This is a genomic window from Dactylosporangium sp. CA-052675, from assembly GCF_050947935.1.
In the GTDB taxonomy this organism is placed as follows: Bacteria; Actinomycetota; Actinomycetes; order Mycobacteriales; family Micromonosporaceae; genus Dactylosporangium.
The window spans coordinates 9,720,925-9,735,942 of sequence record NZ_CP192010.1; the positions used below are offsets into that span (position 1 = coordinate 9,720,925).

Consider the following 15,018-nt stretch of genomic DNA (forward strand, 5'->3'; position numbering starts at 1 on the left):
CGCATGACCCGGCGTCACTCCGCTTACTGCATGCTGACCTGCGCGATTCTCGGCGGCTCGTTCGTCGTGAGCCGTTCGATCGTCGCCTATCCGATCCTGTCCGGCCAGGCCCTTCGCTACGCGCTGGCCGCCGTCACGCTCTTCGCGCTCCTCCGGCGCGAACCCGCCCGGATTCACCCGACCGGGCGAGAGCTGGTGCGCCTCGGGCTCGTGGCCGCGACCGGGCTGGTCGCGTTCAACATCCTGCTCCTGTACGCCCTCAAGCACGCGGACCCGGCCGTCATCGCCACCATCGTCGGCGTGAGCCCGCTGCTGCTGGCCCTGCTCGGACCGCTGTCGGAGGGCCGCCGCCCGGCCCCGCGGCTGCTCGGCGCGGCCGCGGTGGTCGTCGCCGGGGCGGCGCTGGTCTCCGGCTTCGGCGCGCACGACACCGCGGGGCTCGTCGCGGCCGGTGGCGTGCTGGCCTGCGAGGCGGCCTTCTCGCTGCTCGCCGCGCCGCTGCTGCCCCGGCTCGGACCCGTGCGCGTCTCGGCCTGGAGCACGGCTCTGGCCGTACCGCTGCTGCTCCTGCTCCTGCCCCTGACCGGCGAGCGGCCGCGCCTTCCGCACCCGTCCGAGGCGGCCGCCCTGGCGTTCCTCGGGCTCGTGCTGACCGTGGTGGCGTTCGTGTGCTGGTACACGGGCGTGGCCGGCCTCGGCGTCGACCGCGCGGGCGTCTTCCTGGCCCTGGTGCCGGTGTTCGCCCTGGGCACCGCGGCCGTGGTCGACCACGAGGTTCCGGGCCCGGCCAAGGTCTTCGGCGTGTTGCTGGTGGGTGCCGGACTCCTGCTGACCGCCAGGCGTTCAGCAGCGCGTGTTAAGCAGGATGGATGGAACGCACCGCGCTCGTCCTCGGCGCCGGCGGCATCACCGGCGTCGCCTGGCAACTCGGCATCCTCGTCGGCCTGCACGACCGGGGCATCGACCTCGGCCGCGCCGATCTGATCCTGGGCACCTCCGCCGGCGCGATGACCGGCGCGCTGATCGCCGCGTTCGGCGACCCGCGCACCGCCGCCGCGATCGAGGCCCCGCTCGGCCCCGGCGACCCGCCGATCCGCGCCGACTGGAACCGCGGCGCGCTCGCCTTCCAGCTGCTGCAGGACGACTCGCTGGAGCCGGCCGAGATGCGCCGCCGGATCGGCGCGATCGCGCTCGAGGCCGAGGTCGGCGCGCCGGACCCGTGGCTGGCCGCGTTCGGGCGCCGGCTGCCGATCGAGGGCTGGCCCGACCGGCTGACGGTGACCGCGGTGGACGCCGCCACCGGAGAGCCCGTCGCCTGGGATGCCGATTCGGGTGTACCGCTGGTGCCGGCCGTGACCGCCAGCTGCGCGGTGCCGTGCATCTTCCCGCCGATCCCCGTCAACGGCTCGCGCTACATGGACGGCGGGGTACGGTCGCGGACCAACGCCGACCTGGCCGCGGACTACGACAGGGTCTACGTGCTCGCGCCCCGCATGCCGCTGCTGCAGCGCGAGGCGCTCGACCCGGCGTTCACCCTCATCGAGCCCGACGGCCCGGCGACGGAGGCGATCGGCGGCAACGTCTTCGACGCCGGGCGCTGGGTTGCGGTGCTGGCCGCGGCCGAGCGTCAGGGCCGCGAGCTCGTCATCGGCCTGTAGTACGTGTCCTGCGCGAGCGAGGAGCGGAACGCGTCGAGCACGCCGGGGTCGTCCGAGACCATGAACTGGTTCGTCGGCCCCTTGTTGTCGGTGGGGTCGGACTCGAAGTACAGCACCGCGCGGATCTGCGGGTTGGCCTTGAACGTGGCCGAGGCGTCGCGCAGCCACGACGCCCGCTGCTCGGTGCCCCAGCTGCGGGCGATGCCGAACTCGCCGACCATCACCGGCTTGCTCGGGTGCTTCGCGCAGAACTCGAGGAACGGGCGCATGAGCTGGCCGATGGTGCCGTACTTCGTGCCGGCGTACACGTCCACACAGGTCCAGTCGACCTGGTCGTCGCCGGGGTAGAAGTCCGCCGCGTAGCCGCCCTGGAAGCCCTCGGCCGTCGGGCACCACACCCACGAGGCGTTCGTCGCGCCCTCCTGGGTGAAGATGCCGCGCACGTACTTCCACGCCGCGACGTAGTCCGCGCCCGACCACATCTGCGCGCGCAGGTTCGGGCGGTCCATCTCCCAGCGGTAGCGCAGCAGCACCGGGTGGCCGAACGCCTTGAGCTCCCGGGCCCGCTGGCGGATCAGGTCGTCGTAGCGGCCCATGGTGATGAGCCGGGTGTCGCCGCCGGCCCACGACAGCATCAGCGTGCTGCCGCGGGCCGCGAACTGCCGGTCGGAGACGGTGTCGAAGTCCTCGTCGAAGCGGCGGTAGGTGTTGACGATCGCCATCTTGCGCCCGAGCGACTTCTCCCAGGCCGTCATCGCGGTCACCCGGCCGGACTCGGTCAGGCTGCCGGGCCGCACCCAGGCGCCGAGGTAGGAGCCCTGCTTCGGCGGCCCGACGGGCCCGGCCTGGAACGGCCCCTCCGACGTCGCGATGGCCGGCGGCCCCGTGTCCACGGTGGACGAGGGGGCCGCCGACGGCGGATGCGTCCGGCTCCCGTGGTTGAGCACCGTCAGGGTGATCCCCGCGGCGACCGCGACGGTCACGGCCACCACGGCGACGGTAACGACGATCCGCTTCAAAGGGGCTCTCCTACTTCGGAATGCGCCTGGCTACATAGAGAACGTCCGTGGCCACCCCCGAGAGACTGCGCGAGCGGGTGGCGAGGTCGTCGGCCCTGCGGGCCATCGGGCGCAGCCACTCGCGGCGGTACGCGCCGGCCGGGAACACCGCGAAGCCGCGCCGGTCGATGACCTCGAAGCCGTGGCGGGCCAGCAGCTGCTCGACCTCCCCGTGCTGCAGCTCGGCGAACCAGGCGTTGCCGCGGTGGCGCCGGTGGCGCAGGTGGCGCAGCGACGAGCGGTTGCCGTGGTTCTCCACCACCAGCAGCCCCGAGTCGGCCTCGGGCAGGATCCGGGCGGCGAACGCGATCGCCCGGTCGCGCACGTCCTTCGGGGCGTTGAGCAGCAGCCGGAAGACGGTCACCAGGGCCGGCCCGTCGACCGTCGCCGGCTCCGGCAGCGGCCCCTCCTCGCTCACCTGGTGCAGCTTCGCGTAGACGCCCGCCTCCCGGGCCTTGGCGAGCATCTGCTCCGAGGTGTCGTAGCCGTGCGCGGCCCGCACCACCCCGTGCAGCAGCTTGATGGCCCGGCCGGTGCCGCAGGCGAAGTCGTGCTGGACGGGTCGCCGCGCCGTGAACTCCCGCCGCACCAGCCGGCGCAGGAAGGCCCGCTGGCGCCCGCTCACCGCCGTGGCGTAGGTCTCCGGCGCGTACACCACCCGCTCGTACTTGTCGACCGCCGCCTCCGACTGGAAGACCTCCGCGTAGTCCGTTCTCATCGCTCCCCCTGCATCAGAACTCGTTTCATGCGCACCGCCGCGCAGCAATACGCGACGGCACCCGCCCCCGTGGCGGTGAATTTCACGATCAATCCGGGGTGCAGCGGCCACAGCGCGAGCTGCGGCAGCGCGAAGCACGCGGTCGCCATGGCGGCGGCGAGCAGCGTGGCCCGGCCGAAGGGGTGCAGTCCGAGCCCGCGCACCACCTGCACGAGCGGGACCAGGTTGTTCACGAGCACCGCGGCCGCGAGCCCCACGGAGGCGCCGAGCGCACCGCTGCGGGGGATGAGCAGCGCGTCGGCGGCGAGCATCACGACGAGGGCGAGCCCGACGTTGGCCAGGTTCCACCAGGTGCGCCCGGCCATCGCCAGCACCACGTCGACCATGCCGCAGGCGGTGGCGACCAGCATCGCGGAGGCGAGCACGCGCACGACCCCGACGCCGCCGTCCTCGTAGTGGTCGCCGAAGAGGCCCAGGTACAGCGGGGCGTAGGTGAACACCAGCAGGTACAGGGGCCAGCAGCACAGCACGACCCACGCGGTGGCCTGCTGGTAGAGCAGGTTCGCGCCCGCGGTGTCCCGCACGGCCAGGCGCTCGGCGAGCCGCGGCTGCACGGACTGGGACACGCCCTGGTTCACGAACTGGCCGAGGATGACGAACCGGCCGGCGACGGCGTACATGGCGGCCGGGGCGAGCCCGGCCAGCGCCGCGACCATGAGCACGTCGACGCGCTGCAGGGCCATCTGGGCGAAGCTCGCCACCGCGCGGGGGGCGGTGAAGGACCAGAACCGCTTCGGGGTGAAGTCCGAGGTCTCCGTACGGTTCAGGTCGAGGCGCATCCGGAGGCGCTTGAGCGCGTACCCGGCCAGCAGCGCGGTCGGGACGTACGGCAGCGCCCACACCGCGGCGAACAGCTGCTCGCCCCAGCCCGCGGCCCAGACCAGCACCAGCAGCGCGAGCTGCGCGGCCGGGCGCATGACCCGGTCCAGCAGCACCGTGGGGCGCATGGCCCGCAGCCCGCGGGTGGTGGACAGCAGCGCATCGGTGAACGCGGCCGCGGGCAGGAACAGCGCCAGCGCCCGCACCAGGTCGGGCCGGCCGGGCAGCAGGTCCGCCGCGAACCACAGCCCGCCCGCGATGCACGCGGCGGCGACCGCCACCGGCAGCAGCGCGATGCGCAGGCACTCGCCGAAGCGGGACAGGTCGCCGACCGCGCGCATCCGGGCCGGCCAGTAGACCAGCGACGTCTGCACGCCGAGCTTGGCGAAGGTCACGCCGAGGCCGAAGGTGGCCGTGGCGGCGAAGAACGCGCCCGCCGCGTGCGGGTCGAGGGCCCGGGCGGCCAGCCAGGTGACCCCGACGCCGGCCAGCCCGGTGCAGACGGTGCCGGCCAGGTTGGCGATCCCGCCGCGGGCCGCACCGCGCAGCATCCCGCCGGGCGACTCCAGTGCGGGCCGCTCCAGCGTTGCCGTCACGATGGCATCCAGGACGGTTCGTATCCGAGGAAGTTCGCGAGGCGCTCGTCGTAGGGGGCGTAGTGCTCGGCCAGCCGCTGGGCGATCGAGTCGTCGAGGCGGTTGCGCGGGCGGGCGTTGTGCCGCTCGAACTTCGGGTAGGAGTTCACGTGCGGCAGGCCGAGGAAGTCCACGACGGCGTCGTAGACGGCCTCGGGCCGGGTGAAGAACTCGCCGCTGTCCACCACGTGGATGCGGTCGCGGCCGAGCAGGCGGGCCATCGGCTCGAGGTACTCGATGTACTCGCCGCGGGCCCGGTAGGCGTGGTGCTGGTGGGCGAAGCTGTAGGCGAACGGGTCCCGCAGCAGCTTCTCCCGCTCGCCGGCCAGCCGCTCCTGTTCCAGCTCGAGCGCGCGGCCGAACTCGACCTCGGGCTCGAAGCCGCGGGCGACCTCGTGGGCGTGCTGCGAGTAGGCGCGCTCGACCGGGTCGCGCACGAGCACGACGAGACGGACGCCGGGCAGATCGGCGGCGATCCGGGTGAGCGCGTGCGGGTGGTACATGTAGTACGGGCTGGACTCGAAGGTCTGCGCGGGCACGCCGAACTCGGCCCGCACCCGCTCGGCCCGCCGCTGCAGCGGGAAGTGGCCGCGGTACCAGCGCAGGCCGTGGTGGTAGCCGACGTCGAAGTAGTGCACGCCCTTGTGCAGCACCGCCTTGATGACCGCGGGGTGGGCGGCCAGGGCCCGGTAGAGCGAGGTGGTGCCGCAGCGCTGCCCGCCGCAGATGAGGAACTGCGGCAGCATCCGCCGCCCGGCGGTGAGGTGACCGTAGTTGCGGGATCCGAAGTGGACGATGCGCTTCATCGTCTCGGGGACCTGCACGGGCATGGTTACAGCGCCTCCACTCGCGCGACGAGGACGGGCAGCAGCCAGCTGCCGAGCACGCCCAGCCGGGCGCCGGCCTCCGCCTGCCGGTCGGTGACGTACCGGGTGGCCAGGTCGATGAGGTACAGCAGCGCGGTCACCTCGACCGCCTGGCGGTGCACCACGCCGAAGGGCAGCAGCAGGTCGGGCGCGGCCGCGACGAGCTCGTTGACGGCCTGGCCCGCCGAGGGCGAGCGGCCGATGCCGAGCTGCAGGGCGTGGTGCAGCCCGTCGTAGCCGATCGGCACGCCCGGGGTGAACCGCTCCCAGTCCCAGACCAGCACCGCGTCGGCGACGGCGGCCATGTTCCACGGCGACCAGTCCCCGTGCCACGAGCCGAAGTGCAGCTCCACGTCGCCGGCGGCGCGCGCGATGCGCTCCGCGGCCGTGCGCAGGGCGGCGCCCTCGGCGTGGTCGGCGACGGCGTCGAGGCGCGCGCGCAGCCGGTTCCAGTAGCCACTGCCGTCGAGGCGGCCGTGGCTCGTGCCGCAGCAGCGCGCCACCTCGAGCATGGCGCCCGCGAGCCGCGGCGCGGTCAGCGGCGCCCGCGGCTGCCACACCGGCAGCGCGGACTGCACCAGCACCTCGTGCTCGCCCCACTGCCCGGCGTGCAGCACGTCCGGCACCCGGGTCCGGGTCAGGCCGGCCGCGCCGACGGTGCTCAGCGCGGCCGCCTCGGCCCGCACCAGCTCCCGGGTCAGCGCCGAGGTGCCGAGCTTGGCGAAGGCGAGGGTGCGCCCGTCGCCGTCGAGCAGCTGCAGCACCGGCTTGCGGTTGGCCCGCGCGGGTCCGATGTGGACGCTCAGGCGCAGGCCGGCGCCGAGGTGGCGGCCGAGGTAGGTGTCGATGGTGTCCTCGGCCGGGCTCAGCGTCAGCCGGTCGCGCAGCAGCAGCCCGGACAGGCCGGTGCGCAGGGCGGCCACGACGGCGTCGCGCTTGAGCCGGGCCAGCCGCGACTGCGGCTCCGCGTAGCGGCGCACGGCCGCGGCGGCCACCCGCCGGTCGTCGGCCGGCACCAGCAGGCGCGGCTTGCGCGCGTTGGGGATCACGAGGTACTCGACCGGCCGCTCCCCGTCGCCGGGGTACAGCAGGCCCAGGACCTCCTCGATGTACTGGGCGCGCAGCTGTTCGTCGTCGGCCCGCAGTGCGGCCGGCACGGTCTTCATCGGACTCATCGCTCGCTGAAACCCTTCTGCTGGTTGCGCCACAGGACGGCGTACGCCAGGAACGTCAGGGCCAGCGGGGTGACCAGGGCGTTGTACCAGAGCATCGCCGCGAAGCCGGACACGAGCGCGGCGCCGCCGGCGAGGCCGATCGGGCTCGCGTCGCGCCGGAACCGCCACAGGCCGGCCAGGAAGAAGCCGATGTACGACAACGTGCCGAGCAGCCCGTGCGCGTAGAGCAGCTGCCACAGCTGGCCGTTGCCGCCGATGGTGAAGTTGCCGCAGCGCGCGCAGCTGCTGCTCTCGCCGACCGCGATCGAGTTGCGCCCGCCGATGGTGCTGCGGGTCGAGCCGAAGCCGATCAACGGCGACTCCCACATGCCGGTGAGGGCCTTCTGGGTGGTGTACATCCGCACGCCGTTGGACTTGCCGTCGTCGACGCGCGCGTTGACCACGTCGCCGAGCGGGGTGACCGCGAGCGCCACGGCCAGGCCGACGGTGACGACCGCGACGAGGCCGAGCGCGGCCAGACGGCCCCGCAGCGCGAGCCGCACGGCCACGTAGACGGCCATCACGCCGAGGCCGATCCACAGGCCGCGGTTGAGCGAGTACACGATCGGCACGACGGCGACGAGCAGCGTCGCGGCCGCGGCGATCCTGGTGCGCCGGCGCCGGGCCAGCCAGAAGCCGGCCACCGCGAGCCAGCCCACCAGGAGGCACACGTTGTTGCCCCAGGTGTTCGTGTACCCCCACGGCGCCCCCGGCCGCGGCGTCTCCCCGCCGAGCAGGTTCATGACTTGCGCCGCGGTCGGGTGCACCAGCGACTGCACGAACCCGTCGTGGCGCACGTGCGCGGGCAGCAGCAGCTCGACCGGCGCGGTGAACTCGAAGCGGGGCGCGGCCATGCCGAGCACGCCGCCGGCCACGGTGACCGCGAACAGCCAGGCGAGCAGCCGCACGAAGCGCTCCTGTGTGAGCACCCGGCGCTCGAGGTTGCCGGCGTAGACCAGCAGCACGGTGAGCGCGCCGTAGCCGCCGAGGCGGAAGGCGTAGGACACCGAGCGGCTCGACCAGGTGCCGGGGACGGTTCCGGCCGGGTCGGCGCCGAGGGTGAACAGGCCGAAGCCGACGGTGGCCAGGAACAGCAGCCACAGCAGGAACCCGGGCGGCAGCTTCACCACGTGGCCGGCCGCGCGATGGCGGATCAGCGACCACGCCATGGGCACCGCGGCGACGAAGAAGATGAGGACGCCGAGGCCCAGGGCCCACCACAGGGGGTACAGCAGGAGGAGCCCGGTCACGGGCCAGGCGGCGAGCCGGTGGACCGGTCTGCGGGGCCGGGACGGCGCGCCGGGGCCGGCGAGGCCGGCGTCGGCGGAGGGGTGGCTCGTCAGGGTCGTCATCGGCGCTTGTCGGCACCGTTCTCGCTGGGGGCCTCGGCCGGGATGCGGGTGACCGAGATGGTGCGGGTCTGCCGCGTCGGCGGGACCGTCTTGGCCTTGTTCACGGTGGGCGGCGCGGGGGCCGGGGGCGCCGCGGGGGCGGGCGACGACGGGGCCGCGGCCGGGGCCGTGCGGATGCGCTTGGCGACCACCGGCTCCTCCTTCTCCTCCTTGGGCGGGAGCTTCTCCAGCACCGTGGTCATGTCGTCGGCCATGGTGGGCGTGACCGCGGCGGTGTCGCGCTCCTCGCCGCCGCGCGGGGCGGCGAGCCTGGGCAGCACCACGGCACCGAGCAGCGGGGTGCCGACCCGGCGCAGCTGGTCGGCGGCGTCGGCGACCTCGGTGTGGCGGGTGCGGCGCACCTCGACCGCGACGATGGCGGCGTCGGCGAGGGCGGCCAGGCTCTGCGCGTCGGCGCTGGTGGCGGTGGACGGGGCCTCGACCACGACGTAGGCGGCCCGCTCCCGCAGGGTGGCCAGGGTGTCCCGCAGCGCCTGCGACTGCAGCAGCCCGCCGGCGCTGGCGGTGCCGCCGGTCGTCACGACGCTGAGGTTCGGGTGGCGCGGGGCGCGCTGGGTGGCGCTGCTGAGCGAGAAGCGGCCGGCGAGCACGTCGGAGAGGCCGGGCACCGCGCGCACGCCGAGCATCCGGTTCACCGAGGCGGTGTCGACCATGCTGTCGGGGAGGTGGGCGCAGACGAGCACCGTCTCGGCGCCGGTGCGGGCGAACGCGGCCGCGAGGTTGGCCGCGACCACGGTCGAGGCGGCGCCCCGGCTCGCCCCGGCGACGACCACGACCTGGCCCGCCAGCGCGACGCGGGCGTCGCCGCCGGCCGGGGCCGGGATGCTCGCGAGGACCTCGTTGCGCAGCCGGTTGAAGATGCGCCCGCCGGCCCCGAAGGGCGCGAACACGTCGTCGAGGCGCGGCTTGACCCGGCCCGGGACGCTCGCGAGCACGCCGACGTCGACGCGGCGGGGCAGGTCGGAGGCGCGGCGGACGCGCTGGTCGAGCCGCTCGCGCAGCATGGCCGCGCCGACGCCGAGCAGCAGGCCGGCGGCCGCGCCGCTGGCCAGGTTGAGCAGGCGGTTGGGCTTGACCGGGGCGCTGGGCAGGTCGGCGTCGCGGGTGATCTTGCCGGCGCTCACGGTCGTGGTGAGCAGCTGGTTGAGCTGGCCGGCGAGGGTGTTGATCTGCGCGGTGGCGGTGCTGCGCTGGCTCTCCAGGTTGGGCCGGTTCGGGTCCGACGGCTTGAGCGTGGCGAGCCTGGTGTTGATCTGGGTCAGCCCGGTGTTGAGCTGGTTGATCTTGTCGTTGAGGATCGCGATGCGGCCGGCGACGTCGGCCTTGGCGGACTCCTCGCGGTTGCGCAGGTAGGCCTCGGCGAACGCGTGCGAGCCGGCCTGGGCCTGCGCGGCGGTGCTCGCCGAGAAGGTGATCACCAGGAAGGTCGTGTTCGGCGGGACCTCGACGCGCACGCTCGCCGCGAGCGTGTCGGGCGGGGTGGTGGAGCGCATGAGCGCGGCGGCGTCGGTGGCGACCGTGGTGCTGGCGACGAGCTGGGCCTCGTTGTCGAGGTTGATGTCACCCTTGGTGCGGCCGCTGGTCGAGTTCGCGTCCTGCCCGTTGCCGATCGGCGAGACGAGGACCGACGTCGAGGACTCGTAGACCTTGGTCTGCATCGAGGTGAACTGCACGGCGCCGGCCAGGCCGACCAGCACGAACACCAGCACCAGCCACCAATGGCGCCGGGCCATGCCGAGCAGATCGACGCCGGAGGAGTCGGTTGCGGCATCGGCGGAGTGCAGGCGTGTGGCGTCCATTGAGCGGCGGCCCCTTCGGCGTCAGGTTCTCCAGCCCTTAACGCCGTGACCGCTATGTTCGTAATGGCCGATTGGTCCGGGTCGGCGCGAGTTCACCCGTGCTCGCTACGGGGTTCAACGCGTCGAGCCTGCTCTTGTCACCGCGGAGGCCGGGATTCCTGGCGGGAGCGACGGCCCGCACCACCGCGGACCCGAGCCATGAATGTCCTAAGGAATGGGCCTCGGGTCCAGCCAGCCGTTGCTGCCCAGGTAGCGCAGGACCGTCGTGACCGCCTCGCCCTGGGACAGGTCGGTCGTGTCGATCGTCAGCTCGGCGTCCAGCGGATCCTCGTACGGGTCGTCGATGCCCGTCATGCCCTTGATGAGGCCGGCCCGGGCCTTCGCATACAGCCCCTTGCGGTCCCGCCGCTCGCACTCGGCCAGCGGCGTCGACACGTGCACCAGCACGAAGTCGGCGCCCGCGTTGTGCGCGAACTGCCGCGCCGCGGCCCGGGCGTCGCGGTAGGGGGCGATCGGGCAGCAGATGGCCACGCCCCCGTGCCGGGCCGTCTCGGCGGCCACCCAGCCGATGCGGCGGATGTTCGTGTCGCGGTCCTCGGCCGAGAAGCCCAGCCCGGCCGACAGGTGCCGGCGCACGATGTCACCGTCGAGCAGGGTGATCGTGCGCTCCCCGGTCTCCAGCAGCACGTCGGCGAGGCCGGTCGCCATCGTGGACTTGCCGCTGCCCGACAGGCCGGTGAAGAAGACGACCAGGCCGCGCTGGCGGCGGGGCGGGCGGGCCCGGACCAGCTCGCGGGCGACGGCCGGCGGGGTGTGCCACTCCGGCAGGATCGTCCCCCGGTCGAGGAAGTCGTCGATCTCGGTGAAGGTGAGCGGCAGGCGGCGGTGCCGCGGCGGGATGTCGTCCAGGGAGCGCCACTGGCCGTCGCGGCCGTCGTAGGCCAGCTCGCGCGGGACCAGCACGCGCAGGCCGCCGCCGGAGAGCATCGACTCGCTCGAGGCCAGCAGGTGGGTCACGCCGTAGGAGGCGGCGACCCGCGTGCGCAGCATCGCGTCGCGGATGTCGTCGCCGTCGTGGTTGGGCAGCGGCAGGGCCACGATCGTCGAGGCCGGCATGCGGTCGCGGGCGGCCAGCACGCAGCGGACCAGGGCCTCCGGGGCCAGCCCGTCCGGGCCGGGCCCGTCGACCGGGACGAGAACCACCAGGTGCGCGGCCAGGGTCCGGGCCGCGCGCGCGATCTGGGCCAGCTGCGGGCGGTGCAGGGGCCGGTCGGCGATGACGCCGAGGATCCGCCCGGGCGGCAGGGAGCCGCGGACCTCCGCCGGGGTGCGGCGCATCCGCCGGAACGCCCCGTGGCCGCCGTCGCCGAGCCGCCGGACCCGGCCGGCCACGCCGACGGTGCTCTTGCGGGCCGGGTAGACCTCCTGCACGTCCATGGCCGCGACCGGCGCGCCCTCCAGATCGGCGAGGATCAGCACCCGCCGCGCCGGGTCGGTCACGTCGAACTGCTCCGCGAGGCCGCGGGGCAGCTCGAGCGTGACCGGCACCGGCCAGGCGGTGCCGTCGGCCAGCCGGCCGGTGCGGCGCAGCGCGATCAGGTCGGCCGAGCCGAGGAACCCGGTCAGGGGCGCGTAGGCCCCCGACACGAGCAGCTCCAGGTCCGCGAGTTCGGACGGTTTGGGGGTATAGGTCGGGGCGTCCCGCAGGACGTCATCCGGCAACGTGAAACCCTCGACACCCCAACCGTTCACAGACACCTCGCAAGCCTGCCACAGGAGCGGTCCGGGGGCTCAGCCGGTGTTGCGCATACCGGCCGCGATGCCGTTGATCGTGGTCAGCAGCGCGCGCTCCAGGGCCGGGTCCGGCGACGAGCGGCGGCCGCCGGGCCAGGCGCTCGCGTCGGCCGACTTGCTGTCGCGGTACTGCCCCAGCAGCGTCACCTGCAGATGGTGCAGCGGCTGGAGGTAGCTGTCGCGGACCCCGAGCGTGCGCTGCAGCACCGGCTGGCGGTCGAGCAGCGCCGCCTCGCCGGTGATCGCCAGCACCTCGGCGACCGTCTGCTCGTACTCCGCGCTGATCACCTCGAAGATCGGGTGCAGCGGGGCCGGCACGAGCGTCTCGACGTACCGCGACGCGATCTCCAGGTCGGTCTTGGCCAGCATCATCTCCACGTTGGACAGGAACGTCGCGAAGAAGTGCCACTTCTCGTGCATCTCGCGCAGCACGTCGCCGAGGCCGGCCTCGCGGGCCGCCTTGAGACCGCTGCCCACACCGAACCAGCCCGGCACGATCTGCCGCGACTGCGTCCAGCCGAACACCCACGGGATCGCCCGCAGGCCCGACAGGCCCGCGTCGGCGTTGGGGCGCTTGGCCGGCCGCGAGCCGATGTTCAGCGCGCCGAGCAGCTCGGTCGGGGTGGCCGCCCAGAAGTACGCCGGCAGGTCCGGGTTCTCCACCAGCGCCCGGTAGTTGGCGAACGCCGCGGAGGACACGGTCTCCATCGCCGAGTCCCAGCGGGCCAGCGACTCGGCGGGCTGGCGGGGCTCGGTGTGCAGCAGCGCGCTCTGCAGCACCGCGGCCAGCGTCAGCTCGAGGTTCTCGCGGGCCAGGGCGGGCAGCGTGTACTTGTCCGAGATCACCTCGCCCTGCTCGGTGACCTTGATCGCGCCGTCCAGCGTGCCCCACGGCTGGGCCAGGATCGCCTCGTGGGTCGGGCCGCCGCCGCGCCCGACGGTGCCGCCCCGGCCGTGGAACAGCCGCAGCCGCACCCCGTGGCGGGCCGCGACGTCGCGCAGCTGGCGCTGGGCCTTGTGGATCATCCACTGCGAGGTGGTGATGCCGGCGTCCTTGTTCGAGTCGGAGTAGCCGAGCATGACCTCCTGCACGTCCCCGCGGGCGCGCACGATCGCGCGGTACACCGGGATCGACAGCAGCTCGTCCAGCAGCTCGCCGGCCATCTCGAGCTCGCGGGCCTGCTCCAGCAGCGGGGCGAAGCCCACCCGGGCCCGGGCCGACTCGATCGAGGCGCCGCCGAAGCCGGCCCCCGCGCTCACCTCGACCAGGCCCCACTCGCGGGCCAGGACCACGGCCGCGAGGACGTCGTCGATGCCCTGGGTCATCGAGATGATGTACGTCTCCACGACCTCCGGCCCGAAGCGCTCCTGCACCTCGCGGATCGCGGCGAACACGTCGAACGTCTTGCGCGCCGAGTCCGACAGCCCGGTGTCGCGGGTCGCCAGCGGGCGGCGGCCGTTGAGCTCGTCGATGAGCAGGTCACGGCGGGCGTCGCGGGACAGGTCGCCGTAGTCGACCTCGCCGACGCGGCGGTACAGCTGGGCCAGCACCTCGTGGTGGGCGTCGGCGTGCTCGCGCACGTCCAGCGTGGCCAGCTGCAGGCCGAACGCCGACAGGGTGCGGATCGCCGAGGCCAGCTTGCCGGTCGCGGCGAGCTGGCCGCCGTTGCGGGCCAGGGACGCGCGCATGAGCTCGAGGTCGGCGATGAGCTCGCCGGTGCCGAGATAGTCGCGGCCGGGCTTGTGCGGCGTGCCCGTGGCCAGGCGCTGGCGGGTGTGGTCGAGCTTCAGGCGGATGCAGCGCAGCTTGAGGCGGTACGACTCCTCCATGTTGACCCGGCGGTAGCGGGCCGGCAGCTCCGGGAGGTTGTCGAGGTCGGCCGCGAGGCTCGCCGAGAGGTCCAGCGAGACCCCGCGCAGGCGCTTGGAGACCGAGATCTCGTCGATGAGCGAGTCGATGACGCCCTCGGCCATGCGGATGCCGTACTCGTGCTGGATCAGCAGCACGTCCCGGGTGACCGCCGGGGTGACGAACGGGTTGCCGTCCCGGTCGCCGCCGATCCACGAGCCGAAGCTCAGCGGGCGGGCGGTCGGCGGCAGCTGTACCCCGAGGTCGCGCAGCGTCTCGTAGAGGTCGTCGAGCACCTGCGGGGCCGCGCCCTCGGCCAGGTCGGCGAGGTAGTAGACCGCGTTGCGGGCCTCGTCGCTGGGCTCCGGGCGCTCCAGGCGCAGCTCGTCGGTCTGCCACAGCAGGTCGAGCACCTCGGCCAGACGCCGGTCGGTGCGCGCCGTGCGGGTCTTGTCCGGCTCCAGCGAGCCGTCCAGCGCGGTCGCCACGGCCTCGGCGTCGAGCTCGTCGCCCACGGCGCGCAGCTTGGTCAGGACCGAGCGGCGGGAGGCCTCGGTCGGGTGCGCGGTGAAGACCGGCCGCACGGCCAGCTTCGAGGCGATCTGGCCGATCTCGCGCACGCCCACGCCGCGGTCCGCGATGAGCTTCGCGGCGCGCTCGAGCCAGCCGCCCTCGCGGACACGGATCCGGCGCAGCTCGCGCGCGCGGTGGACCTGCTCGGTGATGTTGGCGAGGTGGAAATACGTCGAGAAGGCCCGCGCCAGCTGCGTGCCCGTCACCACGTCGAGCCCGTGCAGCCGCTCGGCGGCCGCCTCCGGGTCGGTGCGCACCAGCGCGCGCACCTCCTCGACGAGGTCGAGCAGCTGCTGTCCGTCCTGGCGGACCAGGCTCTGGCCGAGCAGCGAGCCGAGCCGGCGGATGTCCGCCCGCAGGGCGGCGTCAGCGGCGTCGTCGGACATGTGTCCCCTCCAAGTTGCGGTCGGCTTCAGGCGACTCGGGGCGGGGACGGCGCTGTCCGATTTCATCGGCATCGTATCGGCTCCGTCGGCGGCCCGTGCCGTTCCGGTGAGCCATGTCTCGGTTTCTGTCATACCCTCCGGATAGGGTTGAACCCGCATCGACCACCCCCGCCCGAA

11 protein-coding genes are annotated in these 15,018 nt (G+C 73.9%); 2 read left to right on the top strand and 9 right to left on the bottom strand.

Features of this window, described 5'->3' with window-relative positions; translation table 11 throughout:
• Nucleotides 1–3: 3 nt before the first annotated feature.
• Both ACQP1P_RS43635 and ACQP1P_RS43640 read left to right on the top strand, forming a co-directional pair.
• Nucleotides 4–984 carry a DMT family transporter gene (locus ACQP1P_RS43635; RefSeq protein ID WP_433080626.1) on the top strand — a complete coding sequence of 327 codons (981 nt, stop codon included), beginning with the start codon at nucleotides 4–6 and terminating at the stop codon, nucleotides 982–984.
• Nucleotides 870–1,658, top strand: a complete 789-nt coding sequence (locus ACQP1P_RS43640) for a patatin-like phospholipase family protein (protein WP_433080628.1) — start codon at nucleotides 870–872, stop codon at nucleotides 1,656–1,658. Before ACQP1P_RS43635 ends, ACQP1P_RS43640 begins: the two co-directional genes overlap by 115 nt.
• Here the strand turns inward: ACQP1P_RS43640 and ACQP1P_RS43645 are convergent.
• The 9 genes from ACQP1P_RS43645 to ppc all read right to left on the bottom strand — a co-directional run bounded on the left by ACQP1P_RS43645 (nucleotide 1,628) and on the right by ppc (nucleotide 14,841).
• Entirely contained in the window at nucleotides 1,628–2,677 is a 1,050-nt protein-coding gene (locus tag ACQP1P_RS43645) for a glycoside hydrolase family 26 protein (protein ID WP_433080630.1), read from the bottom strand. The genes ACQP1P_RS43640 and ACQP1P_RS43645 overlap by 31 nt on opposite strands.
• Before the next feature lie 10 nt (nucleotides 2,678–2,687).
• Nucleotides 2,688–3,434: a methyltransferase domain-containing protein gene (locus ACQP1P_RS43650; RefSeq protein ID WP_433080632.1), complete on the bottom strand. Its 747-nt coding sequence runs from the start codon at nucleotides 3,432–3,434 to the stop codon at nucleotides 2,688–2,690.
• Complete coding sequence (locus ACQP1P_RS43655; protein ID WP_433080634.1) at nucleotides 3,431–4,909, bottom strand: lipopolysaccharide biosynthesis protein; 1,479 nt, start codon at nucleotides 4,907–4,909, stop codon at nucleotides 3,431–3,433. Before ACQP1P_RS43655 ends, ACQP1P_RS43650 begins: the two co-directional genes overlap by 4 nt.
• Nucleotides 4,906–5,778: a sulfotransferase domain-containing protein gene (locus ACQP1P_RS43660; protein ID WP_433080636.1), complete on the bottom strand. Its 873-nt coding sequence runs from the start codon at nucleotides 5,776–5,778 to the stop codon at nucleotides 4,906–4,908. The genes ACQP1P_RS43655 and ACQP1P_RS43660 overlap by 4 nt, the downstream gene beginning before the upstream one ends.
• 2 nt (nucleotides 5,779–5,780) lie before the next feature.
• Complete coding sequence (locus tag ACQP1P_RS43665) at nucleotides 5,781–6,989, bottom strand: hypothetical protein (protein WP_433080638.1); 1,209 nt, start codon at nucleotides 6,987–6,989, stop codon at nucleotides 5,781–5,783.
• Nucleotides 6,986–8,380 carry an O-antigen ligase family protein gene (locus tag ACQP1P_RS43670; RefSeq protein ID WP_433080640.1) on the bottom strand — a complete coding sequence of 465 codons (1,395 nt, stop codon included), beginning with the start codon at nucleotides 8,378–8,380 and terminating at the stop codon, nucleotides 6,986–6,988. The genes ACQP1P_RS43665 and ACQP1P_RS43670 overlap by 4 nt, the downstream gene beginning before the upstream one ends.
• On the bottom strand, nucleotides 8,377–10,239 hold the full coding sequence (locus ACQP1P_RS43675) for a Wzz/FepE/Etk N-terminal domain-containing protein (RefSeq protein ID WP_433080642.1): 1,863 nt from the start codon (nucleotides 10,237–10,239) through the stop codon (nucleotides 8,377–8,379). Before ACQP1P_RS43675 ends, ACQP1P_RS43670 begins: the two co-directional genes overlap by 4 nt.
• A gap of 207 nt (nucleotides 10,240–10,446) precedes the next feature.
• On the bottom strand, nucleotides 10,447–11,961 hold the full coding sequence (gene cysC, locus ACQP1P_RS43680; RefSeq protein ID WP_433080644.1) for an adenylyl-sulfate kinase: 1,515 nt from the start codon (nucleotides 11,959–11,961) through the stop codon (nucleotides 10,447–10,449).
• 69 nt (nucleotides 11,962–12,030) lie between these two features.
• On the bottom strand, nucleotides 12,031–14,841 hold the full coding sequence (ppc, locus tag ACQP1P_RS43685) for a phosphoenolpyruvate carboxylase (RefSeq protein ID WP_433080646.1): 2,811 nt from the start codon (nucleotides 14,839–14,841) through the stop codon (nucleotides 12,031–12,033).
• Between the last annotated feature and the right edge of the window lie 177 nt (nucleotides 14,842–15,018).